The organism is Shimazuella sp. NTD250 (genome assembly GCF_059510375.1).
This window is the reverse complement of sequence record NZ_JCAJZS010000005.1, coordinates 273,839-298,704: the sequence shown is the minus strand read 5'-3', so window position 1 is coordinate 298,704 and position 24,866 is coordinate 273,839. Positions and strand designations below refer to the sequence as shown.

At 35.7% G+C, this 24,866-nt stretch carries 20 protein-coding genes, 1 pseudogene and 1 riboswitch; of the genes and pseudogenes, 11 read left to right on the top strand and 10 right to left on the bottom strand.

Features of this window, described 5'->3' with window-relative positions; all coding sequences use genetic code 11:
• Window positions 1–95: 95 nt before the first annotated feature.
• The gene (locus AC5WOF_RS14780) at window positions 96–3,746 is read right to left on the bottom strand and encodes a helicase-related protein (RefSeq protein WP_496050711.1); all 3,651 of its coding nucleotides are present in this window, start codon (window positions 3,744–3,746) and stop codon (window positions 96–98) included.
• Entirely contained in the window at window positions 3,747–6,779 is a 3,033-nt protein-coding gene (locus tag AC5WOF_RS14775) for a hypothetical protein (RefSeq protein WP_496050710.1), read from the bottom strand.
• 1,019 nt (window positions 6,780–7,798) lie between these two features.
• Window positions 7,799–7,989, bottom strand: a riboswitch (cobalamin riboswitch).
• A 222-nt stretch (window positions 7,990–8,211) separates the two neighbouring features.
• Here AC5WOF_RS14775 and AC5WOF_RS14770 point away from each other — a divergent pair.
• Window positions 8,212–8,994 carry an SDR family NAD(P)-dependent oxidoreductase gene (locus AC5WOF_RS14770; RefSeq protein WP_496050709.1) on the top strand — a complete coding sequence of 261 codons (783 nt, stop codon included), beginning with the start codon at window positions 8,212–8,214 and terminating at the stop codon, window positions 8,992–8,994.
• A gap of 62 nt (window positions 8,995–9,056) precedes the next feature.
• Window positions 9,057–9,839: an SDR family NAD(P)-dependent oxidoreductase gene (locus tag AC5WOF_RS14765; protein WP_496050708.1), complete on the top strand. Its 783-nt coding sequence runs from the start codon at window positions 9,057–9,059 to the stop codon at window positions 9,837–9,839.
• A gap of 179 nt (window positions 9,840–10,018) precedes the next feature.
• Here AC5WOF_RS14765 and AC5WOF_RS14760 read toward each other — a convergent pair whose 3' ends face one another.
• Window positions 10,019–10,321, bottom strand: a complete 303-nt coding sequence (locus AC5WOF_RS14760) for a tyrosine-type recombinase/integrase (protein WP_496050707.1) — start codon at window positions 10,319–10,321, stop codon at window positions 10,019–10,021.
• 203 nt (window positions 10,322–10,524) lie between these two features.
• Between AC5WOF_RS14760 and AC5WOF_RS14755 the strand changes: the two genes are divergently transcribed.
• From AC5WOF_RS14755 to AC5WOF_RS14745, 3 genes are all read left to right on the top strand, one after another.
• Complete coding sequence (locus AC5WOF_RS14755; protein WP_496050706.1) at window positions 10,525–11,313, top strand: alpha/beta hydrolase; 789 nt, start codon at window positions 10,525–10,527, stop codon at window positions 11,311–11,313.
• 145 nt (window positions 11,314–11,458) lie between these two features.
• Window positions 11,459–11,656, top strand: coding sequence for a topology modulation protein (locus AC5WOF_RS14750; RefSeq protein ID WP_496050705.1), 198 nt, complete (start codon window positions 11,459–11,461; stop codon window positions 11,654–11,656).
• The gene (locus tag AC5WOF_RS14745; protein WP_496050704.1) at window positions 11,653–12,945 is read left to right on the top strand and encodes a hypothetical protein; all 1,293 of its coding nucleotides are present in this window, start codon (window positions 11,653–11,655) and stop codon (window positions 12,943–12,945) included. Before AC5WOF_RS14750 ends, AC5WOF_RS14745 begins: the two co-directional genes overlap by 4 nt.
• 1,199 nt (window positions 12,946–14,144) lie before the next feature.
• On the opposite strand, the pseudogene AC5WOF_RS14740 reads toward AC5WOF_RS14745, so the two are convergent.
• Together AC5WOF_RS14740 and AC5WOF_RS14735 are read right to left on the bottom strand one after the other, a co-directional pair.
• A pseudogene (locus tag AC5WOF_RS14740) lies at window positions 14,145–14,252 on the bottom strand (site-specific integrase); the annotation flags it as partial.
• A gap of 139 nt (window positions 14,253–14,391) precedes the next feature.
• Entirely contained in the window at window positions 14,392–14,781 is a 390-nt protein-coding gene (locus AC5WOF_RS14735) for a hypothetical protein (RefSeq protein ID WP_496050703.1), read from the bottom strand.
• Between the two features lie 349 nt (window positions 14,782–15,130).
• On the opposite strand from AC5WOF_RS14735, the gene AC5WOF_RS14730 reads away from it, so the two are divergent.
• Window positions 15,131–16,297, top strand: coding sequence for a cytochrome P450 (locus AC5WOF_RS14730; protein ID WP_496050702.1), 1,167 nt, complete (start codon window positions 15,131–15,133; stop codon window positions 16,295–16,297).
• A gap of 392 nt (window positions 16,298–16,689) precedes the next feature.
• Here the strand turns inward: AC5WOF_RS14730 and AC5WOF_RS14725 are convergent, their stop codons facing one another.
• The 4 genes from AC5WOF_RS14725 to azlC all read right to left on the bottom strand — a co-directional run bounded on the left by AC5WOF_RS14725 (window position 16,690) and on the right by azlC (window position 19,359).
• Window positions 16,690–17,145 (bottom strand): PaaI family thioesterase, encoded by a 456-nt coding sequence (locus tag AC5WOF_RS14725; RefSeq protein ID WP_496050701.1) that lies wholly within the window; start codon window positions 17,143–17,145, stop codon window positions 16,690–16,692.
• Window positions 17,146–17,252: 107 nt separating this feature from the next.
• Window positions 17,253–18,158 (bottom strand): DMT family transporter, encoded by a 906-nt coding sequence (locus tag AC5WOF_RS14720; protein ID WP_496050700.1) that lies wholly within the window; start codon window positions 18,156–18,158, stop codon window positions 17,253–17,255.
• A gap of 161 nt (window positions 18,159–18,319) precedes the next feature.
• A complete protein-coding gene (locus AC5WOF_RS14715) occupies window positions 18,320–18,646 on the bottom strand; it encodes a branched-chain amino acid transporter permease (protein WP_496050699.1) in 327 nt (108 codons plus the stop codon).
• Window positions 18,643–19,359, bottom strand: coding sequence for an azaleucine resistance protein AzlC (gene azlC, locus AC5WOF_RS14710; protein WP_496050698.1), 717 nt, complete (start codon window positions 19,357–19,359; stop codon window positions 18,643–18,645). The genes AC5WOF_RS14715 and azlC overlap by 4 nt, the downstream gene beginning before the upstream one ends.
• A 229-nt stretch (window positions 19,360–19,588) precedes the next feature.
• Between azlC and AC5WOF_RS14705 the strand changes: the two genes are divergently transcribed.
• The 5 genes from AC5WOF_RS14705 to map all read left to right on the top strand — a co-directional run bounded on the left by AC5WOF_RS14705 (window position 19,589) and on the right by map (window position 23,614).
• Entirely contained in the window at window positions 19,589–20,977 is a 1,389-nt protein-coding gene (locus AC5WOF_RS14705) for an aminotransferase-like domain-containing protein (RefSeq protein ID WP_496050697.1), read from the top strand.
• Window positions 20,978–21,052: 75 nt separating this feature from the next.
• On the top strand, window positions 21,053–21,253 hold the full coding sequence (locus AC5WOF_RS14700) for an FAD binding domain-containing protein (RefSeq protein WP_496050696.1): 201 nt from the start codon (window positions 21,053–21,055) through the stop codon (window positions 21,251–21,253).
• A 132-nt stretch (window positions 21,254–21,385) separates the two neighbouring features.
• The gene (locus AC5WOF_RS14695) at window positions 21,386–21,529 is read left to right on the top strand and encodes a hypothetical protein (RefSeq protein WP_496050695.1); all 144 of its coding nucleotides are present in this window, start codon (window positions 21,386–21,388) and stop codon (window positions 21,527–21,529) included.
• A gap of 589 nt (window positions 21,530–22,118) precedes the next feature.
• Window positions 22,119–22,604 (top strand): MarR family winged helix-turn-helix transcriptional regulator, encoded by a 486-nt coding sequence (locus AC5WOF_RS14690; protein WP_496050694.1) that lies wholly within the window; start codon window positions 22,119–22,121, stop codon window positions 22,602–22,604.
• A gap of 263 nt (window positions 22,605–22,867) precedes the next feature.
• Window positions 22,868–23,614: a type I methionyl aminopeptidase gene (gene map / locus AC5WOF_RS14685; RefSeq protein WP_496050693.1), complete on the top strand. Its 747-nt coding sequence runs from the start codon at window positions 22,868–22,870 to the stop codon at window positions 23,612–23,614.
• A 311-nt stretch (window positions 23,615–23,925) separates the two neighbouring features.
• Here the strand turns inward: map and AC5WOF_RS14680 are convergent, their stop codons facing one another.
• Window positions 23,926–24,828: a DMT family transporter gene (locus AC5WOF_RS14680; RefSeq protein ID WP_496050692.1), complete on the bottom strand. Its 903-nt coding sequence runs from the start codon at window positions 24,826–24,828 to the stop codon at window positions 23,926–23,928.
• Between the last annotated feature and the right edge of the window lie 38 nt (window positions 24,829–24,866).

Here is a 24,866-nt window from a genome sequence, read left to right as displayed (position 1 = left end):
GATGCTAGGTGAAATATCTTACAAAGTCTACTTATTCGATTTATAAAAAAGAAGCTTAATCCTTTAGAGGAAAGCTTCATAAATGGTTTGATATCTTACATTTCACCTAATAATAACAAGTTTAACATGTTTGTTTCTGTAGAAGTGAATAAATGGTTTTGACGAAATCGATTTGCAAATATCTCTTCTAGAGCATCACTTTGAAAAGTAATAAAAGGAATATCTTTAAATTCGGAAGTAATAGGTGTTACTGAGGATACATCCGTAAAAGACTGAGCTAACCCACAAAGAGCATCCAAATAGTTTTCTTCTATGTTCTGATGAATGTTTTTCTGCTTAAACTGATCTACCATTGTGAATGCTAAAATAGGAATGGCTACGTAGCGTTGTTTTCCAAAGAGTTGTTCGAGAAATGTGTTTGCTAGTTGCCCTTGTTGTTTTTGTTCAGAGGAAAGCAAGTCGTAAATACGTTTTAATTTTTTTCTAAGATCGTCAGAAAGATCTTCTCTTTGTGCTTTTTTAATTTTATTTAACAGTTGTAAATTCTGTTGGCGACTAGAAACTGGAAAAGCAACACGTTGATTAAATTTTTTTTCGATAGGAAATATGACTAATCCATTCATGAAATAATAAGGTTGAAAAGGTTGAAAAGAGAGCAAATGTGCAAGGTTAGTTTTTGCACAATCTACAAACCTTTCATATATATTTTCCACTACGTATCCAGATTGATAAATCTCCTCATTTGTCTGTACTTCAATATTTCCAAACGCTCTTTTTAATTCCTCTCTCAGTTCACGTAATAATTGAAAACGTTCTTTTCGTGCCAATTCCTTTTGTAATAATTTTAAAACATCTGATATGGTTTGGAGTAAACTTTGCTCTACAGGAGATATACTTTTTCCTCCTAAAGGAACTAGGGTGAACAGATGGTTTCCAATTTCGGAATGACCAAAAATCCGGCTAACGAAGCAAGCGCGTACAAGGTTGATAAAGGAAAGTAAGTGAATCAAAGTTTTATCTCGATTGAATTTTCTTTTATTATTGGTATTGGAGTAAACATAGGAGTCTACAATAAAAAATTCGATTTCTTTCTTTTCTAGATCCCAATTCTTATCACCTCTCATTCGATAGTACAATTGGACTTGCTCTACTAATTCCCTCTCTATCCGAAAGGTTTGGAGAACAGCTAGAATACGTGTGGCTTTTGGAAAGGAGATCCCTCTCGATGCGGAACTTGTCATAAATACACAAGGTACTTGTTCAGCTACTCGTAATGCCTTTTCTCTTTCTTTTTGTGTGAGCTGGGCGGTTATCGTCATGTATTGTTCATATTCATTCGGTTTATGTCCGTTTTTTTGTGCATAATGCTGAATAAATGCTAATTTTAATTTCTCAATTCGATCAATATTTTGTACATAAATGATGACTTGTTCATTCGGTTTTTTTTCGAAGTGAGAGAGAATTTTTTGTATGATCATTTGGTTTTGTTTTGCTTCGATGTCGATTTCTTGTTTCATTCGTTCTTTGGTTGAATTGTGATTATATTTGCTATCGAATTGGATTTCTCGCACACCAATATGATAAGTGAGTTTCAATTTACTAGCTGGATAGGAATTGGCGTTTACAAACCAACTTTTGATAGTATTTCCTCCAACAGTAATCTTCATTTCTTTGCTTTCCAAAGGTTTGATTTTTTTATTTGAGTTAGTTATATATACTTTTGGATAGTCAAATTCTTCCTTAGATTCAAGACTTTGATGAATGATTGTTTCATTAGTAATAGAGGCATCCGCAACAATCAATTTGACATTCCATTTTGCTTTCTGTGTTTCATCTAATTGTGTATAAATATCTTCAAATAAGAATTTCTTTAATAGTTGATATAAATGTACACCTTCATCCGTTCCAGTAATTTCATCAATCATAATCCAACAAATAGGGTACTTTTCCACAAACTCATTAAAACTTTCAGAGCTAACTCTAATACCTGTTTCTGGTCTTTTTCTCACAAACGGGAAGATTTGATAAATATGATCCACTGTGCTTCCTTGACCTTTTGTTCGCTTTAATGCTTGAATGGAGAAGGTACCAATTATTTTTTTTATGTTTGGATTATCTATCTGTTCACGAACACCTTCACACAAACGTTTTAATACCCCTGATCTCGTATGATAAAGTTCTCTGAATTCATTATCTCCTGCATTATAAAATCGATATTTCTCTCCTTCATAATTGGGATGACGCTTCATATCTAGATAAGTGATTCCCTTTTTTGAAGTTAGTTTCTGGTTGTTTGTTAGGTAGTTGACTACACGAACAGGTTTTTCGTTGATTTTTTCCTCATCATTGGAAGAAGTATTTAATACTACTAGATCATGAGCAAATAAGCGATCACACTCACTAAATTTTTTTATAATATCATCGTTGACTGCACGACGACAACTTGTATATAGGAAAAAAAATCGTTCTTGTTGTTTGAGTTCTTTACTGATGGTAGTCGTTTTTCCGATTCCGGGATTACCAGTAAGAAAAAGTATTTTTTGTTCAGGATTCTCTAGTCCTTTTTTTACCTCTTTTTCATGAGTATCTCGAAAAGTTCGTTCTGTATCGTACTTAGCAGCGGTATTTTGAAAACCTGTGATGTGATCAGTTATTGAATGCATTCCTTCTACGTGATCCATGAATGTTTTTAATTCTTCTTTGTCCATTTGTGTATTTCGTAAAATATTGGATCGTATTAATCTTTTTATGGTTGGAGAGATATGATTTTGATCAGATTTTGATTGCTTTGTCTTATCTGATCGGTATGCATTATGACATTCTTTTAGTAGAATACCTTGTTCAGATTCTTGCCAATTTTGAAATGGAAAGGACAAATTGATTAAGGAATAATCATAATCTACTTGTGCCATAAGGGAAACCTGACAATTTTTTTCGTTTTTTTGTACCACTTCTGTGATAAATTTTAAAAAGGAATAGGTGTAAGAACCAGCCTGTACAAGTTTTAATAATGTCTTCTCTCTAATCATGCTGGCGTATTTAAGTAAAACTTCATCTAATTGGATATTTTCTAACCCTGCTGTTTCTAAAGATAGATGTCGAAATTTCGTTTTTGCTCCCATTTCACTACGAATCTGTAACAATTTGTGTAGTAATTGATATGGCTCGTTGATATTTTCCAAGTGATGAATATCCAAACTATTATCTGTAATCAATAAAAAGTAGCTACTTTCCGATTTGAATAGAACAATGCTATCCGCTTTCAAAAAATGTCCCTTTTGTTGATAAGAATCAATTTCAGTTGTTGTTATGTTATAGTTAAATGCTCGAATCATTTCCTGAGTAATCATTTCATGAGATTCTCTTTGAAAAAGACTTTGATTTAATGGATCTCTGGTGTTGATTTGAAAATAAATAACTTCTGGTTTTGAGTTAATTTCTTTTGATAGGGATTCTATATAGTTTTGAATAGTTTGTTTACCTGAAAAGAATGCAAAGAAAAAAATATGCCAAATATTTTTTCGTACTTGTTCAATAACCGTTTCATCAGTTAATGAATGTTTCCGACAAAATGACAGAATCAGGGAAGCGATATTTTGGTCGGTACGGTTTAACCAACTAGAGATATCTTGTATTTGTTCTGCTTTAAGGTGGACTTGTTTTTTTTCTTGTGTCAATCCTGAAAACATACCGATATTGTAACCATATTCATAAACAAATCCGTAATCAAATCGATAGTTCTTCATTTAATTTTGCTCCTTCTTATCAAAAACTTTGCTATGTAGATAGGAGAGGTAAGCAAGTCGTGTTATTTTTACTGTTTTATCTCCAAATGGAATTTCGATTACGGATCGTTTAGCAACCCCATTATTCCCCATTAAACGATCATATGGATCTACCTTGATCGTTATCTGATCCTTTTTGTCTGCTTCAAAACGAACAGTGTGGAATAAAAGTATAGCGCGAACCAAATCAGATTTTATTCCTTTTGGATCGATCAATCCCGATTGGATGGTAGTATTGAGCACGATGTCTTGATAGATTTGATTCCATGTCTGATAAGTAATGAGACTATTGTATACAGTGGGATTATTTTTTTGAGGCAAGGCATTCCCACTATAAAGCTGTAAAATAGGAACAAGTCCCTCGTGATTTTCATAAAGATTTTTTTGGATATGACTAGTATCTTCAATATATAGTGCATTCTTTTTCGACACATTTTTACGGCAGTCAAACACTCGTTTAACATGATAGTGGATGGGGTACAGATAAAAATCATTTGCTGGACGTAAAGAATGTAATAATTCTTCGTTCATAAAATACAATTCTTTTTGGTTGTTTTTCTTATTGAGAAATGAGCTTGTATATGGAGGTCTCGCAACAAACAAGACATGTTTAAAACCAGATTCATATAATCGATACATGATATCTGTGAGTACGGGTGATTGTTTAAAAACAGTTTGATCATGATGATCGAAAAAAGTCCGCATACGTTTAAATTGACTTATATTATCTTGGCTGTAGACACCATATACTTCACCAAATATTCCTGTACGGTATTGTTTGTCTCTAGGATCTTTACAAGTATCCGTTTTAAATGAAGTAATGGTAACAATTGCAATTTTGTCTGTATTCATTGGCGACTGGAGTTCAAATTTTTTTCTTACATTGGTGTACATGGACCAACTAGTATTATTGATTTTAAAGTTGTTTGTTCCAAGTACAAATCCTTGTGACCCAGTGGCGTGATCCATTCCAAATATAAATTCTAATTCTTTGCAAAACTGTCTAATTAAAGAACCCATTTTTGTATGTCCTTTATCATTAACATGAATATGCCATAAGCCAAGGAAGAAGTATTTGTTGGTTTTTTCTATTTCATCCAAATATGCTACTAAAAATAAATAGACAAAGAGTTGATAAACAAATAAAAATAGGAATTGGTTAATCAAAGCGTTTGAATCATCGGTGAACATATCTTCAATATATGGAATGATTATTTTCTGTAGGTTTTTATTATTTTCCAACAAATTTTCTACTTGCTTAGAAAATTTCATTGTTTTTTTATCTATTGGTAAAAACATGACTGTCGATATTTGATCATTTTTATGAATGGTATTCTTCAATGAGGTAGTTTCTTCACTGGAACGGGAATACAAAAATCCATTGCTAAACTCGATCTTGTATTCAAAGCTAAATAGACTGTCTTCCATTAAGTCTTTTGTTAAAATCGTGTATTTGTAATTATGCGTATCTAACTCATGTCGTAGGATATGCTCTGCTTTTAGTAGTTGATCAGGTAAAATGGTTTTGGAAAATGTCATCCAGCGTGTGTACTGTTTTGTTCTCTTTTCATCTCCAAATCTGTTTATAGAAGGATTTAATTGGCTTAATAACAGACTAACAATCTCCTTCAGATCTTCTTTCAATTGGTCTATAGATTTTTCATGTGTATCATAAAAAGACTCTGCTAATTCCTTGTACCAAGCATGTACATCTTCTAGTACAGGGCTTCCATTATGTGAACTAATGTGTTCCAAATCTTTTTTCAGTTGTGGAATAGGATCGTAGTTTTCATCATCCAAGTAAAGTAAAAAGTATTTTAAGACCACGACATCCCGTGTGTAATACCAAAATTGATTTTTCATTTTTTTTATAGATCCAAAAAAATCTTCTTCCCCACCATGATCAACCAGCTTTTTAATCTTGTTTACTTGATATTCAAAAGCTTTTTCTTTAGTTTCTGGAACTTCTCCATTTAGTTTAAGGCTCATACCATATCGTTCGACACTAGTCCCATGACTCTTTGTCCCCATTAACCTTTGTGATAGCTCTCCAATGATAGGTAAACATCCAAATACATTTTCATGACGAATAGCATTTAGGAAATCACGTTTAATTCCGAATATCTCAATTGGTTCATATTCAGCTTGAAGTACAAACTCTGTACATATTTCCTCAAAGCGCTCATATCGTGCTACTATATTTTTTAGCATCGAAAATGCCTTTGGTCTCTTTTTTACTTCTTTTTCATCTATTCCATCAAGAATAAAATCTAAATACAAAAAACTCGCACAACGTTTGATAGTAGCAAAGTTATTTTCTTCAATAAAATGTTGAATGGAATCAACCAAACATGCCTCTGAACGAACTTGTTCAATTAGGTCTTCTTTTTCCCAATCTGGTAAGTTAGTATCTGTTTCAATGTAACGAACCATTGATTCTTTTAATCGATCCAGTAAAGTATCACTTTTATACATAATATTTACATCATCATATCGTAAGATCGGTTGTCCCATGCTTGTTGTACTTTCGTTTGGATCATAAGCAAATTTTCCAAACTTAATGTTTCGCTGGTTTGTTTTAATATTAAAAATGGAGGAAAGAGTGGACTTTGAATCGTCAGTCAGTATGTAAAATGGACTACTGATTGGATGAACACTATCCTTTTGTAACTGTTCTTTCATTAATTTCATAAGTTCTGTCAGTGATTGGTGTTCTCTTTTCTTATTTTTGAAATTCAATGTAGTGAAATTATTTTTTATAGCGGAGTCGTCCAACCGCAGTTCTGAGAGAAATTGTTTAGACATTTTTGGTGCTAAAGCTCTTACAATATTTATACAAACTTCAATTAGGTTTGGAGCGAAGTAAATACTTTCATATGTTGGTGGATGGTTTGGAATATTTAATTTTGGTAGATGCTGTTTCATTTCTTCGTAAATGACCTCAAAACTGATTGGACTCAGCACATCTTTTTTATCGTTAAGTTCATTTGCCATGTTGTTACCCTCCGATTTTCTATGTTTAACCATTATGGTTATCTCCGTTTTTTAGTTTATTCGGATAAATTGAAATAAATCCTGCTAAAAAAGAGATATTTTTATAGTAGAAGGAAAACTGTTGTTTATCCCTAATTTAGAATTGAGTACTATTTTAAACAGGAAACATTCAAGTGGGGTTTATTTCATACCTCTTTGGATGATATTTAAGGCCTTGAAAGTATCACTATAGTACGCAAAGCAAGAAATTTTTTTAGATGTATTTTGAAGGTAATGACATTGGAAATATGGAGGGGAAGGAAGAAGAATTTGAATGAAGGGGGAAATGAAATATTTTTGCAAACATAAATGCAAACGAACCATATTTTCACTCATTTCTCCCTATTACATAACATTGCATAAGTTCTTGATAACACTAGCTCCATTCACTTTTATTGTTTTTAATTACCCATCCGCCTTTATTTGACACAGAAGAGGTCAGGATTACTACTTAATAGATCATTGATTTTAAAGGTTTTTACAAAATAATTTATACTCTAAACGAAATATCGTACACCAACTAACCCAATTGACCACATTTTGCCCACACACTAAAAATCCTTGGGCTCTCCTACATACACACAAGTGAACACAAACCCTTGATACACCGGACTTCATGCACCTATGTAACCCAGAGGAAACCCAAGGAAACACCTATATTTAATATGGAAGTATAATCGACACTCACTAAACGAGAGCCAATTTTCCTTGATTTATAAGGACTTTTGGCTTTTTGTTTAAAACCTCGTTTGGTAACATTTTGGTAACCTTTATTGTGCTAAAGTATTTTACCTTTCTTATCGATGGAAGCATTCTCGATTTGAATATCATTTTCAATATTATCTGCTAAACTTTTTTGTATGTTTGACAATACATGACTATAAGTATTCAAGGTTATACCTACTTCTGCATGACCAAGTCTTTCTAATACTACCTTTGGGATTTTCCCCTCTTCATTAACACCCTCCCTATCTCCCGTAGCAGTGTTGTCGAAATAGGCAGGTCTCCTGACTTGAGGATCATCATCAGCTATATACCTTCCAAATCAAGATGATCAGTGGTGATATTTATGGTTGACAACCCTCTTACAGTGGCGGAACCGTGTTGAAATTTCACCAGATTCCCCTTTTCATCTTTAGATATACAAAGAATTTTGATTGTAATAAAAATATTCAAAGTTTAAAATTGGTGAGTTTTGATTAATGTATATGCTTTATAGTAAGAGTTAAATAGAATAAATTTTATGACTATTTAATCAATGTGTGCTAAACTTATATCAAATAAAATAGTATTGATTATTTATAAAATTAAAAATTGAATTATTTATTTAAAAATTAATCAATGTGCGTTTAATAAGTAATTTATTCATCTATCTTGAAAAGGAGTTATTACTATGGGTTTTCATATGGAATTCAAAGAGAAAGTTGTCGTTATTACTGGTGCTGCTGGGGATATTGGAAGTGTTCTTGCGGAAAAATTTCACCAAGAAGGAGCAATGTTAGTTTTAGTTGATATAGACAAAGATGGGTTGGATAAACTAGCAAAGCATTTAGATGTAGACGATACAAATGCTTTGTTAATAAATGCAGATGTTAGAGATGGTCAACAAGTAGCAGCCTTTATACAAAAAACAGAAGACTACTTTGGGAAAATTGATGTTTTTATAAATAATGCAGGAACAGAAGGGACATTAGGTCTCCTTACACATCTTGAAGAAGAAAACATGGATGAAGTTTATCAGTTAAATATTCTTGGATTTTTTCACTGTTTAAAACATGTTCTTTCTCTCATGCAAAGGCAAAAATTTGGAGTGATCATTAATGTATGTGCTTTGTTGGCTGAAAGAGGACATCCATTTTTTACTCCTTATGTAATGACAAATCACGCAATTGTTGGCTTAGCGAAATCTGCGGCACTAGAGAGTGCTAGCTATGGCATACGTATAAATTGTGTGCTTGCTGCGCCAATCGAGTCAAGAATGATGGGTTCTATCGAAAATCAAATATTACCCGAAGATCCCAAACTAACAAGAGAAGGTTTATTACAATTAATCCCGTTTGGTTATTATGGTTCCCCTGGAGATGTTGCAGATCTAGTTATCTTTTTAACCTCCAATCAAGCAAAGTATATAACTGGTGTTTCCTATCCAATAGATGGTGGATTCTTACTAAAATAGGAATTTTATTTATAATTTAAGTACACTGGCTAATAAACTTAATTTCAAAAGGGAGTTGTATGATGGGATTTATTATGGAGTTCAAAGAAAAAGTTGTCGTTATTACAGGTGCCGCTGGAGATATTGGAAGCGTTCTCACAGAAAAATATCATAAAGAAGGGGCAAAATTAGTTTTAGTTGATATAAACAAAGAAGGATTGGATAAATTAGCAGAGCACTTAAACTTAAACGACACAAATGCATTGTTAATAATAGCAGATATTAGAGATAGACAACAAGTAGCAGACTTTATACAAAAAGCAGTAGACCATTTTGAGAAAATAGATGTCTTTATTAATAGTGCAGGGATAGTAGGAACAGTAGGTCCCATTACTCAACTTGGAGAAGAAAGTATAGATGAGGTTTATCGTTTAAATATTCTCGGATTTTTTCACTGCTTAAAACATGTCCTTCCTATAATGCAAAAACAACAATCCGGATCGATTGTTAGTGTAGGTAGCCAGTTGGCTCTAAGAGGAGTACCACTTCTGTCTCCTTTTGTAATGTCAAATCACGCAATTGTTGGCATAATCAGATCTGCTGCACTAGAGAATGCTAGTTTTGGCATACGTATAAATTGTGTATGTTCATCGCCAATTGAATCAAAAATGATGAGATCACTCGAATATCAATTATTGCCGGAAGACCCTAATCTAGCAAAAGAGGGAATTTTACAATCTATTCCGCTTGGTTGTTATGGCTCTCCTGAAGATGTTGCAGAACTGGTTATCTTCTTATCTTCCAATCGAGCGAAGTATATAACTGGTGTTACCTATCCAGTAGATGGTGGATACCTTCTAAAATAGGAATAATTGCTGACAAATGTATGCTTTAAAGCTGAATTCAGTAGTTTCAACTGAGAAGGAATGGAAGTATAAATCGCACTCACTTTTTGAGAGCTATAATCCCTTATTTTATAAGGGATTATAGCTTTTCTATTTCCGAGGTCAGCGGCTGTGGTAACATTTTGGTAACCTTTACCGAACTAAAGTGTTTTTCCTTTGAATTTCTTTGATATGTCTGCTTGCTGAAAAGCATTTTCAAATTTATCAGCTATACTTTTTTGCATGTCAGGTAATACATGACTATATGTGTTCAAAGTAATTCCTATTTCTGCATGACCCAGTCTTTCTGATACTACCTTTGGATTTTCTCCTAATTGAAGAAGTAGGGTAGCATGAGTGTGTCTAAGTCCATGAAACTTTAATTCTGGAAGATTGGTTTTGGATATAACATACTTGAGGTCCTTGTTAAGATCAGTAACATCTTTGATACTTTTGCGATACAAAATAGAGACCTATATGAACCCATATGTTCTGTTTTATCGTTTACAATAGTAGTTGGAGAAGTATATAGAGAATTCGAATAGCGGGCATGAGTTCGCTATTTTTTATGATTTTAATAAGGAAATGTATTTATTCTCTCTTGTTCTGTTTTTCGTGTAAACTAGAGGATAGCATCACATCCTCAACAGTCAACGAAGGGAAAGCTGTGGGTAAGAAGGTTGCCCTGATGATCCACGCCATCGGATCAGGACCGATCATGTGGGGGATTTCTCCTACTGGTCCGATCGGGATGGCCGATCTTCTTAAGGGGAAGGGGATTGAGACGAGAATCCCCACGCTTCCGGGTCACTGCTCTTCTTACCGTGACCTTAGTAAGGTCGCAGGCGATGAGTGGAACCGGTTCATTAAGGAGGAGATGAAAGAGCTCCTCCTCGATGAGGAAGTCGAGGAAATCTATCTCATCGGCTTCTCGTTGGGTGGTGCAGTTATCCTGCGGGCCTTCATTGAGTTGCTTGCTGAGGGGGTATTCACAGAAGCCCAACTGAGGCGAGTGAACGTCTTGGTAGTGAACACCCCTGTCTCCATAAACGGGGTGTCAACCTCCCTGATGGAAAAGATCAGTAGGTGGCCACGCAGGGTTCTGGAGTGGATTGCCCTCCCCAACGTACCCCGCCCATGGGAGCCCAACCGCCAATACCTGAAGCAGGCATTGGTTTCAAAACTTCTCCCGCTGTCGGTAGTTGTAGAGATGATGAGGCTGGTCTGGCGCTTGCTAGACTTGCTATCATTGGCTCCAGCACCTCTTGCGGAAGTAGTCAGGAAGCTGGTGCTGGTTCAGGCATTCCCTGATAAGGTCGTCGATCCAGCCAGTGTGGAAGTCCTCCACGGGCTGATTGGAGGAGAGGTGGTCAGAATCGAAGAAGCAACCCATGGCTTCCCGGAAGGAGATGCATGGGAAAAGCTTCAGCAGGTGGTCAAGCAGGTCATCAGCTGAGGCAATATTGATCCCAAATGCACATTGACGTGGGTCGAAAACGGACCACTGATCACATCAAGCAACAGGTGATCGGTGGTCCGCCGCTGTTTAACGGCAATCACCATACTTACTATTTTTTATGCCCTAAATAGGAGCTAATGAAATGAACATACAAGTGATACCAACAAAAAAATTAATCCAGCAACTTATGCAACGAATCTGTATCATTGGTTCACCTGGTTCTGAAAAATCCACTCTTGCCAAGCAATTAGGTAAATTTTTAGACATAGAGGCAATCTATATGGATACTTTATTTTGGAAACCTAATTGGACAGATTCATCGAAGGATTTTTTAGTTTGAAAGTTTTTGCAAAACAGAAAATTGATTCTGTTACAGAGAATTCCATAACAATTAGTTGGAAGTCCATAGGAGACCACTATGATATTTATACTTTGGATGGGAAAAAAGTTTGGTCAGGGAAAGATTTAAAACACGAAATAAAGAACCTAAAGTCAAATGATTTAGTTGATTTAAAATTAATAGCCTATGATGAAAATAATGAGATTATCGATAGGGTTAGATTTAAAACATCTACTAGTGAATCTCAAAAAGATAAATTAGCTATCGAGAACACTAAAAAAAATGAACCAAAAATATATTATTCAGCAGACACTGCAAGATTGGAAACTTACATAAAGGATGATGAGGTAAAGCTAGTTTGGTCTAACTTACCTGATGATGATCAGAAATACGAAATATACAGAGATGGTAAATATATAACAACAGTTGATGAATCTTATTTTATTGATAACAATGTAGAAAAAGATAAATGGTATCGATATGAGATAAAAGCATATAAAATGATTCCACAAGACCAAATTGAAAAAATAAAAAAATCTCTTCCAAAGGCAAAAAAGAAAAATCTCTCAAAAGATGATCAAAGGGTTTTCCAAGAGCCAAAGACTTTATCAGCAGTTATTAAAACCACTACAACAAACGCTCCTACAAAGACACAAAAAGGCATAGTAAGTCCTCTAGCATTGCCATCAGGTAGTGGTTACATGATAAGGTACGAGACTTTTATTTCTATGAAATCCGCACCCAATCCTTGGTGTAGTGTACCTCTTTCTAATTGTAAGATTCACCATTTTAATGGTAATAATCGTGGATTTAGGGAATGGAATTCTCAGGCTGAAAGTTATAAAACGCTAACTAAAGTTTATATAACTGAGCAAAATGGCCATAAAACTACAAAGCTTGGAGTCCGTAGTATCGGACATACTATAGGATACGATAAGCGTGGAAAGACAGTAAGTGTAGGAAGAGCTTCTAGTAAAGGGCTAACAATAAAATATGTACAAAATTCCTCTACAGGATGGAAACATGATGGTTTTCATAGTTCAGGGAATCCATTAGTACCAGCCCCAAATATAGACGCTCATTATTACGCAGATGTAAAAGAAAACGGATCAGGATATTTTAAGATTAACCATGATCAAGCCCCAAACCATGAAATGTACCTTTATACTTATCCAGGTGATTCATCGAAAGTGATTATGCGTGATAAAATTTCCAGCATAATGGGTTTTTTTGCCCTTATGCCCGGAACACCTCAAGCTTATCATGAAGTCTATGTAGATCCTTATTAAGAAGAAGAGGGTATAATCCTCTTCTTCTTCAAATGAAAACTTTTTATTTCAATTTTTTGTTACATCAAGATCTGTGATAAATGATAATTATCTAATGTACTAAGAGCTTATGTGTTAGTTAGACTCTTGTTTTGTTTTTTTCGATATGTTTCATCTATTGACCAGTAGATGACTGCTATTAAATAACCGGGATTGAGAAAAAGTATCCCTTTACCTATACCATCTATTAGTAGAGGTACTATATTAAGAAAGAGAACAGTAAAAAAAATGTAAATTAATAGCGACAGAATTGGTTGGTATTTATATCGACTAGAAATGTATTCTGCTAATAGGGATACTGGAAATAAATATACAAAAACAATAGGTGTAGAGATTAGAAATGTAGCATAAAGCAGACCTAAAGGCGGTACATCCTGAGAATAGCCTGAGTATAGTAAAGATGTAAGAACGACATATATAGGGATGCAAAAACACATGATAAATGAGATTTTTAATTTTCTTTTTAATACTGATTTCAAAATGTATTTCCCCTCTCCATATATAGCTTATTTTATTCTATAGAGTTTGTATTATAAATAGTTTTAAGGAACGAAAAACTCAAATTACATCTTAAAGTGTATACAGTTGAATAGTTACATGTCATTTCTAGAATTAAGGAGAAGGAGTTGTAAACCAAACAGCAATCATAATTGCAAATGAACCATATTTTCTCTCGTTTCTTCCTATTGCATCACATTTCAAAACACCTTGATAACGCTAGCTCCATTCACTCTTATTTCATTTAATTACCCATCCGACTTTATTTGACACAGAAGAGTTCAAGAGTTTAACCAAACACATACAAGCGAATAGATATCCATAATTTAAAGTTTTATTAAAATCGATAACAGTTGAATCATATTCCAAAAACACAACCAACCCACCTGACCACATTTTGCCCACACACTAAAAATCCTTGGGCTTCCCTACATACACATAAGTGAATACAAACCCTTGATATACCGGACTTCATGCACCTACGTAACATAGAGGAAACCCAAGGATATACCCATATTTAATATGGAAGGAAAATCGACACTCACTAAACGAGAGCCGATTTTCCTTGAGTTATAGGACTTTTGGCTTTTAAAACCTCATTTGACGACATAAGATTTAGACGCTTTTAAAACTCTCTCTTTTAGAATCTAATTTTTTCATATCTAGTTAAATTTTTTAGCAAGATCTTTTTGCTTATGAGGGAGTACATGGCTATATGTATCTAATGTAATCCCTACATTGACATGTCTCAATCGTTCAGAAACGACTTTCGATTCTCACCAAGTAATAGCAAGGTTGTAGCTTGAAAAATGAAAAGTAACTGAATTAAAAATTCATAAATAATAAGAGCAGATTCAATGGTCGGAAGAGTCTGCTCTTTTTATGAGGATATGTATTTTTTTGGATAACCTATTCCGTTAAATCATTCCCTTCATAGCCAATCCGCGCTATAGTCTGGCGTAAGTTATCTGTCAATTCACCAGAAAACCTTTTTACTTTTCCAGTAAATATCGACACATCACAGGGGGTAACTTCTCTTACCTTTACCATAAGCTCACCACCTAGATCGGAAAAAACAAGCCCTTGCATAACTTCTTCGGATTCAAAATATGTTTCCATAATAAGTTCAAAACCATTTAGTTCTTTTGAAATATCAGGACTAATATGAGAGATATTAGTTACATCTGTACAAATAATCCCAGGCATGTTATGAATGATAGGATAAACTTCTTCGGTATAAAATTTTAGTAGAGCATTCAAATCTCCAATATTTTTGTAGATTGTAATTAATTTAATCATACGTTCAGTTCTCCCCTTATACACCTCAAAATTGTAAGATTTGTATACAATATCCACATAAATACAGATGAATCAATAATTAAATTAATATATTTTTTAGAAAATAACACTTATTATAAAATTCTTTCTTGAAAAATAGTTTAAGAGTATGCTTCATCTGCTGTATGGTTTAGTTTATCAAATTTACGCTCAAATAGTAAGATTATTTTTATTAACAAATTTAGTAATAATGCAATTGTTGTTTTCTATTACTTTTATTTCTGATATAGTATTTTTTATTTATTTTTTTAGAAAATTAATTTATACTAAAATATAGAGATGAAAATTTTGAAAATTTGGAGGAGCTAATTTGAAACATTCCATTGCTAATCCCTTTCCATGGTTTAAAAAAATGACTGCTGAAAGCCCAGTCATCTACGATGCGGATTTTGTACACTTTTTTGGTTCAAAAGGTGCATGGCATGTTTTTCGCTATGATGATGTACAAAGCGTATTAGGCGATTATGAAAACTTTTCCGCGGAATATCTTCCTAAAGTGGAAGAAAGTCCGTTAACGGAAGCATTGCAAGCTAATGATCCGCCTTACCATACAAAACTTCGTTCATTAGTGTCCAGAGCTTTTACACCAAAAGCAATTGAAGATATGAAACCTTGGATTGAAGAGATCACCAATGAACTACTAGATCAAGTCGCCGACCAAGGTGAAATGGATATCGCAAAGGATTTAGCAACCCCGGTACCCATCCAAGTTATTGCGAAAATGTTAGGCGTTCCCTATAAAGATCGAGAAAAATTTAAATATTGGTCTACTATCCTCATCAAACAACCGTCGGAAGTAGAAGGTGGAATCGAAGGTTATTTCCTAGCTCAGCAAGAGATGGGTCAATATTTTATAGAAATGATTACAACACGTCAGGAGAATCCCACGAATGATCTGATCTCTCAACTCGTACAAGCAGAAATAGATGGTGAAAAGTTGTCGACCAAAGAGTTATTAGCTTTTTGTATTACTTTATTAATAGCTGGAAATGAAACCACTACCAACCTGATTAGTAATTCCCTGCTTACCTTTACCGAAAATCCCAAAGTGCAAGAACATCTATACCAACATCCAAAAGATATTGGAAAAGCAATTGAGGAAGTATTGCGATATCGTCCACCTATTCTATATACCACCCGAATCGCTACTAAAGATGTTCAACTAAGAGGACAACTTATTAAAAAAGGTGATCTCGTCAATACTTGGATGGGCTCTGCCAATCGGGATGATTCTGTGTTTGAAAATGCTGATCAGTTTGATCTTCATCGAACCAATTTGAAACATACCACTTTTGGACATGGAGTTCATTTTTGTATAGGAGCCCCTTTGGCTCGTCTAGAAGCAAACATTGTACTAAGAATTTTGTTTGAACGGTTCAAACAATTCCAGTTAAAGTTTAATGGTCCAATAATGATGAATCAAACTGCTCTCATGTTCTCGATCAAGGAGTTGCCAGTAGTTTTCCAAAAACGGTAATAATAATAGAAGCTATTTTGAAAGTCGACTGACATATAAAAGAATTAGAGAAATCAGACAAAATCTTTATATTGTTGAATGTAACGTTCATATTTCCAAAGTAAGATACAAATGATTACTGCTCCAAAAGATCCATATGTATATTTTAATTAGGTTGCCCCCATTGATGGCTGGATGGGGGCTTTTTGCCGTCAAATCTAATAAATTTTGGATATGGTGACTAAACTCTTGATGCATTTCATCACAGCAGGATTTACCCGCATGGTGATTGTAACCGGCATGATTTTATTGGATTTTATATCATTAGGTATGGATAAACAGAACAGACAAGTATACTCATGGGATCTGTCCTTTGTGCTACAATCTTCGCTAGTTCAAATGGGATGAAATACTTAAATTTGTTCATCAAGCTCGATAAAATAATGATCCTTGCGATAAGAAACTGCATCCATGGTTGCTATCAGATTTTGCTCATGTAAGACATCTATTCGATAGAATCCTGTACGATAGTTTCGTTTTATCTCTGTTGCGCGGGCAACCATCTTATCTCCGCTTTTAGCTGATTCCATAAACTGAATGGTTGTGGTGAGTCCAAGTGAAGTTTTCCCATATGCATTACAGGCTACTGAAAAAGCGTGATCGGCTAACGCATAAATAATTGCTCCGTGAACGGTTCCATAAGCATTAACCATATGACTTTGTACTTTTAGCATTGCTTCTGCAAAACCAACCTCAAATTTTGTTAACTGAATTCCTAACGACTGAGCGTACGGATCGTTTTTTACTTGTTTATAAATCTGTTCATAGTATTTTTCATGAATTTTTATCTCATCCATTTTCTTCTTCACTACTAACTCTCCCTTTGGTTTTTTGAATATGTCCGACACTATTTTTTTATTAATGGTGTAGGGCAATGTTGGTACTAATTCATAATCCGTAAGGCGGCGATAGCTTTTTAGCACTGAGTGGGAGTTTGTTTGCGACGAAATCGACGAAATCTGAGTGGGATATTAGAAATCAGCCCGATACTCATAAGAATCAATAGTAAGCCAAGATAAGTTCCTACAGATAGGGATTCATGTAGAAATAGCCAACCCCATAAAACTCCGAACACTGGCACCAGAAAGTTAACACTAAGGGTCTTGACTGGTCCGATGTTCTTTATCAAATAGAAGTAAAGGAGATACGCCAATGATGTGGAGAGCAAAGCCAGTCCAAGGACTGAAAATATAACCGAAGAACTACTAGGCATTCGATCTGGTAGAAAAAACACGGCCACAGGAGCCAAAATAATGCCTGTGGACAGTTGTTGGCCAATCGCCAGGTTGAGCGGCTTCTCATCCTTGAATCCTCTTGACGAAAATACACCACCGATTCCATAGAAAAACGCTGCTGCAAGGGAGAGAATTACCGAAATAATCATATGTCCACTCATGTGATGAGGATTCCATCCAACAAGTACAATAACACCAACGATCCCTAACATAAGACCAACCAGTTTTTTCTTCGTAAAAGGATCTTTTATCCATAAATATGAGATGATAACGGAGAATAATGGAGTCATTGCGTTTAAAATTGCAGCCAGTGAAGCATCAAGGTTAAGTTCTGCTGCTGCTATTAGGCAAAATGGGATCGCTGAATTCGAAGCACCAAGAAGTAGATACTCCTTCCACTTATGGCGCAAACGAGGACGTTGTCGTAAAACTACGGAATATAGGATAAGAGCGCAACCAGCCATCAAAACTCTGAGATCCATGAGTACAATCGGTCCAAAGACAGGAGCTGACACTCGGATGAAAAGAAAGGATGTTCCCCATAAGGCTGCTAGTAGAAGTAATATACCGATGTCTTTTGGTTTCAAGAAGTAACACCTCCAACTAAATGTAATGTTCTTGGTCAAGAATACTGGTAGATATATAATGTATAATGAGTGAAACTGATTCTTTTCATAGTTAACATGAGCTGAGACTCATGATATTTGTTCAACTTGAGATAAGAAGATGGCAAAACTAATTCATGTAATCAGAAAACCAATTGTACCAATATCATGTAAACAATTGTTCCTCCTGCTATCGAGAGGAGCATCTTTTTCTTCCAAGAGTGAAGTATTACAACCACTGTAACCCCAATTAGTTCAGGGATGCCATGATTACCAGATAGAAAACTCACATCCTTAAAACAATAAATTATCAAAAGTCCTAAAACTGCCGAGGGTAGCACTCTGCCAAGGTATTGAACATACTCCGGTGTAGGCTTACCCGCCGGAAAAACGAGAAATGGAATAAACCTCGTAAGCATGGTTCCTAAAACAACCATAGCAATTGTAATAATCTGTTGCGTTAAACTCATTGTCCTGTGCTTACCTCCACTTTCTTTAAGGGTTTTCTAAGAATCGTGAGCAAACCCAGAATCAGAAGCATAGCAGGGATAATAAAATGGTTTCCACCAAAAATAATAAGGCTAATGGTTGAAAGACCAAGCCCTATGAGAGAATTATGGTGCTTTTTCTCTTTCATCCACTGCTCCATGAAGATCACGACAAAGAGAGCTGTCAAAACAAAGTTGAGTCCTTCGGTGTTGAACTTCAAAAGAGATCCAAAAATGCCACCAATTGCTGCTCCTATGACCCAATAAGAATGATTGAGCAGGGTCACGAAGAACATAAACCATCCTTTTTCTACATTTTTTGGGATGTTGGCTGTATAATTAATAGAAAAAGATTCATCACATAGTCCATAAATCAGATAAAACTTTTTCATTCCGATTCCCTTATATTTATCCAGCATCGAAATGCCATAAAATAAATGTCGTGCATTTACCATGAAAGTGAGGAAAAGGGTGCTAAGTGGATGGAATGCACTAAGCATTAAATTCGCTGCTACAAACTCCATTGATCCTGCAAATATGGTGAGACTCATTAAAATAGGGTAGATGGCATGGAACCCTAATGAATTCATAAAGATTCCATAAGCGATTCCCAAAAATAAAAAGCCTGCAAAAATGGGGACGGTGTATGGAAAAGCAGTACGAAAGGCGGTTCTTATTTGATCACTTTTGTTCATATGCTTACCTTCCTTGAGTACTAAACTTTATTCCATACAAATGTAACACATAAAATCCATACAACGGATAGAAGAATTGTATGGATTACAATTATCTAGATTGACTCCTCTATCTTGTCATCAAAATAGAAATCAGAAGTGTTATATCTTTATGGGAACGTATTCTTTTTACGTTTACGTAAATTTCATTCTGTATGTAATGGATGCAATAAAAAAGTAGAGGTGTAGTATGCCAGTAAATTCATTTGAACATTATCCCATGTCTTGGAAACCTGATAAGAAAGTACTAAAACGTCCATTTTATTACTCCATTGCGTCACTTCTTGAACAGGATATTATAAATGGTTTTTTAGCACCAGGAACAAAATTACCCCCGCAACGAGAATTAGCTGACTTTCTGGACTTAAACTTTACTACGATTACTCGTGCTTACAAACTATGTGAGTTCAAAGGACTGATTTATGCTGTCACGGGAAGTGGGACCTTTGTCGCTCCGAATGCTACTCGTTCGATCACCATTTCCACAGATCAAATCACAAACTGTATTGATCTTGGTTTTGTTGCTTCTTTTGAGCAAACTAATGATATGGTAGCAGAGGCTATGCAAAAGGTTGTGAATAAAAGTTATTTGGAACAGCTACTGAATTACAGTGATCCAACTGGTATCCCCCATCAGAAAACAGCAGGGTTAAACTGGATGGAATCTTTTGGTGTTCATGCAGATCAAGAACATGTCGCGATTGTTTCTGGTGCTCAAAATGCATTGGCAATTGCATTGACTGCATTATTTGAACCCGGTAATCGCATTGCAACTGATTTATACACGTATTCCAATTTTATCGAGTTGGCAAAAATACTCCATATTCAGTTAGTGCCCATTCTTGGAGATCAGTTTGGAATGCTACCTGGCGAACTAGAAAAGCAGTGTTGTCAAACAAAGATTCACGGCATTTTTCTAATGCCATCTTGCTGTAATCCTACTACTGTCATGATTTCAGATTTTCGAAAACATGAATTAGCGTCGGTCATCCGCAAGCATCATTTAATTTTGATTGAGGATGATATCCATGCATTTCTGACGGCAGGTATTATCTCTGACTATAGGCAGCCTATGTTTCAGATGCTTCCAGAACAGAGCGTATATATTTGCGGCACTGCTAAGTCGATTTGTTCTGGGTTAAGAGTCGCTTATATGGTTTATGGGGATACTTTTCGGAAGAATATTTTGCAGAGTATTTTCAACATCAATGTAAAAACGTCTTCTTTCGATGCAGAGGTTATTACGGAGCTTATTTTATCGGGCAAGGCGTATGAAATTGTTGTTCAAAAAAAACAGCTAGCACAGTCTGCAAATGATATTTATACCGAATATTTTCCTCTCCAAGAGTCGATGGGGCATCCTCTTAGTTTTTATCGTTGGCATGCTATTCAAAAAGATCATGATATCTTACAGTTGGAAACCGATTTAAAGAGACAAGGAATTCGAGTTTTTCATTCTGATCGCTTTCTTAGTGGGCAGACAACGCCAGATAAATATTTACGAATAGCGCTATCTTCCACAAGCTCAGTGGATGAGTTGAAAATGGGGTTAGAAATACTAAAACAGTATCTTGACTAATAGTATGTATATTGCGGTTTGAAGATATGAATGATCATGTAAAAGGGAATTTGAAAATTTGGGAACCACAAGTTATTGGTATCTTTTTCTTTCAATTGGGTCTGGTATGTGAATGTAAAGCAGGAAGAATTGAAGAGTTTATTAACGGATAAGACTGGCAGGCAAATGGAGTTTTTTATGTCTCCTGGGAGAGTTCGTCAAGAATATATTGATAGAATGAAATCAGTTGTAAAAGCTAAACTTCCAAGCCAATTTAAAGTGCTCATTACACTTTAGCGTCTAATCTGCTTCGAGAAATTGTTTCCTAGTCAAGAAATAATCTTGATGCAGTTATGGCAGCAAGAGTCATGGATATCATGGGATGAAACCGTCTTCATACTAAAAATAGCAAGGAGGTATAAGATTCTAATGAAAACGAAAGTGACAGAACAAACAGGGGAAACATTGATGCGGATTGTAATGTTCACAGTTACGCTTTCATCCATGAGTGTATTAATGTTCATCTTCCAGTTTAGTAGAAGCGAAAGCACAAACATTCAACCGAAGAGTTGAAATATTATCCCAAATAAGTTCTATATGCATAGAAAGATCTTACGTGCATTTTTCTCAAAGTGTTAGTGGAAGTGGATACGAAAAATCCAACACCTCATTAGAGTATAGAGTCGTTTCTCTATGCGGAAACGGGGAATAATGGTGATTTAAGATGTGTAGGTTCATCTGTAATTAATAATAATTCGACTAAATTTCCACTCAGATGTTTTGCTGCACTCTCAGTCTGGTTGCATTTGCATCATAGTAAGAAACGTGTAAACTTAAAAAATGAGAACTAAAAATAATAGAGTATAAATGTTCCTAACTAATTAAATTTTAGATTACAATATCTATTCTTTTTGCAAGATAGCGACAACATTGGTGTCATATCATGATACTCACCTTATTTTTGATAATAAATAGATTTTGTTTCCTAACTTTTCATCAGAACTCTAGTTTAAAATGAAACAAAAATAAGTGAAGAAATTTTCCATAACTTGGGCCGAGTAGATATTTGTGTCGTATTTAATCGGATGTACTAATGTGAAGGTTCGAGGAGACCGATTGTAATATTGAGATCAATAATGAAGTGTGAAAGTTGAGTGAATGAATGAAAAAAAACAAAGATATGAAAGATACACAGGAACTTCAGGGGATCTTTAATTCTCCTGAATTTCCTGTCAGCTTTTCTATCCTTGCTCTTGTACGGTTTCATCGCACCTTAGCAGCTAATTTGCTTCGAGAGATAGGACTGTTTCCTGGACAAGAACTTTTGTTAATGCAGTTATGGCAGCAAGACAACCAGTCTCAGAATTCCTTAGGGAGAACATTATGTCTTGACCATTCCACTGTTGCTAAATCCGTTCGACGATTAGAGGATTCGGGTCTTATCACCAAGCGCCGATCACAGATAGATAAACGTGTCACGATCATTTCCCTTACACAAGCTGGCCATAATCTGAAAGAGGATGTTTTAAATACCTGGAGCAAAATTGAAACAATTACTACTGATGGACTTACAGAACAAGAAAAAGAGTTATTCCTAAATTTGGTAAGAAAAATTGTGTACAAAGTTGATTCTTCAATTGAACATTAGATTGTTATTTGTACACAATTTAAATTTCAATGAAAAAGCTATAGGACAAGTATCATATGTATACCTATATCATTATGGGTGATGAAATCTTAATTGTTATGGTACAAGGTGAGATAGGGAAGAAAGAAAATAAGAGTTAATAAGAATATATATGATTGTAACCTAGACTATTAATGTTTGGTCACATCTTTGATCACGCATTTCTTTTTCGAGTATACTGGAATTAAAAGTGTGTTGTATTGCAAATACTGGAGGTTTAAAACTTGACCATCGAATCAGAACATGATCTTATCGCTCTGCAGAGGATCGGCCGTATTGTTGCAATGGCTCGCGAAGAGATGCTGTCCTTTGTCCGGGCGGGAGTCACAACGGCAGAGCTCGACCATATCGGAAAAAGGGTGCTGGATGAGCATGGAGCAATCTCCGCGCCTGCTATCACCTACGGTTTTCCGGGAACAACCTGCATCTCCGTAAATGAGGTGGCTGCGCATGGCATTCCAGGTCCTCGGGTACTAGAGGAAGGGGACGTCGTTAATATTGATGTGTCGGCGGAACTGGGGGGATATTATGCTGACACCGGGGCAACGATAGTGGTAGGAACCTGTTCGCGGCATAAGGAAAAGCTGTGTCAGAGCTCGCTCCGCGCGCTGCATCGGGGGCTTCAGAAGGCCAGGGCGGGTGCAAAGATCAGCGGTATCGGACGGGCGATTCAAAACGAAGCTCACAAGGACGGATTCACCGTGATCCGCAATTTGTCCGGACATGGAATTGGCCGCGAACTGCATGAGATGCCGGACAGCATTCTGAATTACTATGATCCGCGAGACAACAGGCTGCTCACGAACGGACTGGTGCTCGCTGTGGAAACCTTTGTATCGGATGGAGCTGAATTTGTAGAAGAGAGCGCTGACGGTTGGGGGCTGCTGCTGCCGGACAATCACTACTCCGCACAGTTTGAGCATACGATTGTCATTACCAAAGATAAGCCGCTCATTTTAACAGCAGTGTAATGTCAGCTAGGATCTTAATCATTTGAAAAAACGGCTGCCCTCAATTCGATGGAAGCCGTTTTTCGTGTGAATTCAGAGTAGAGGAACCACTTGATAACGATAATGGGATTGTCTAAACGAGGAGAAACATGAACATCACGACTTCAAGCACACCCGTTTCCGTAGATGTTATGAATTGCTTTTGGGACAGTAATTTACTCAGAAGTTTTCAGAGGAAATAGAATGCCCTTGAACTGTTCTGGAAGATTGTCTTAGAGACCTTATTAAAGTGAACAGTCGCTAGGTTCCTTCACAATCCTTTGAACATACAGTTAGTTTTTCTCTGACACAGATCCTTTTTTTGATATGGGAGCATTTTTGCCTAATATAACAGAAAAGACTACAATCACTGCAATTACAAGAGTGAACAATGTGATGGATTCATTTAGAAATACTGTTGCAAATAGAATCATTAAAAATGGTTGTAAGTATTGAATCTGACTAACTCTTGCTATTCCCCCCATAGACATTCCACTGTACCAAGCAACATATGCTAAAAATTGACTAATCACTGCGAGATAAATAAAACTAACCCAAGCATGTATTGGGGCATGGAACATTTCAGTTGTAAGGTTTAGCCCAACTGGAATAATGAAAAATGGCGCACCGATTAAAATGGCCCAAGCAATCACTTGCCAGCTGCCTATTTCTTTCGATAGTCTCCCGCCTTCTGCATAACTCAGTCCAAGTATAATCACTGCTGCTAGTATAGCTATATCAGCAAATTGCAGTTGACCGAATCCAAGGTGAAGGGCATAAATAATAACAGCTACAGAGCCAATTAAACTTGAGATCCAAAATTTGAGAGAAGGAATTTCTTTTGCTCTAAACATAGCAAATCCGGCTGTTGCTAATGGCAACAGCGCCACTTCCACAGCTCCATGAGAAACAGGCAAGGATTCCATTGCCCAAGAAGTAAGAAGAGGAAATCCTAAAACTGCACCAACTGCAACAAGAAACAAACTTTTAAAATGGCGGGGAGAAGGCAGCTTTTCTTTTCGAACAATCAATACCACTGCCACGAAAATAGCAGCAACAACTGTTCTTCCTAAACCGACGACCGTAGTCCCAAAATACTCTATTGCAATACTTGTAGCTGGGAGTGTTAAGCTAAAACACATAACACCAAGTAATCCCAACAATAATCCGTATTTCTCTCTGGTTTCTCTCTTCATCCCATCCTGCCCCTATCTTTTCTTTTTGTATCACATCT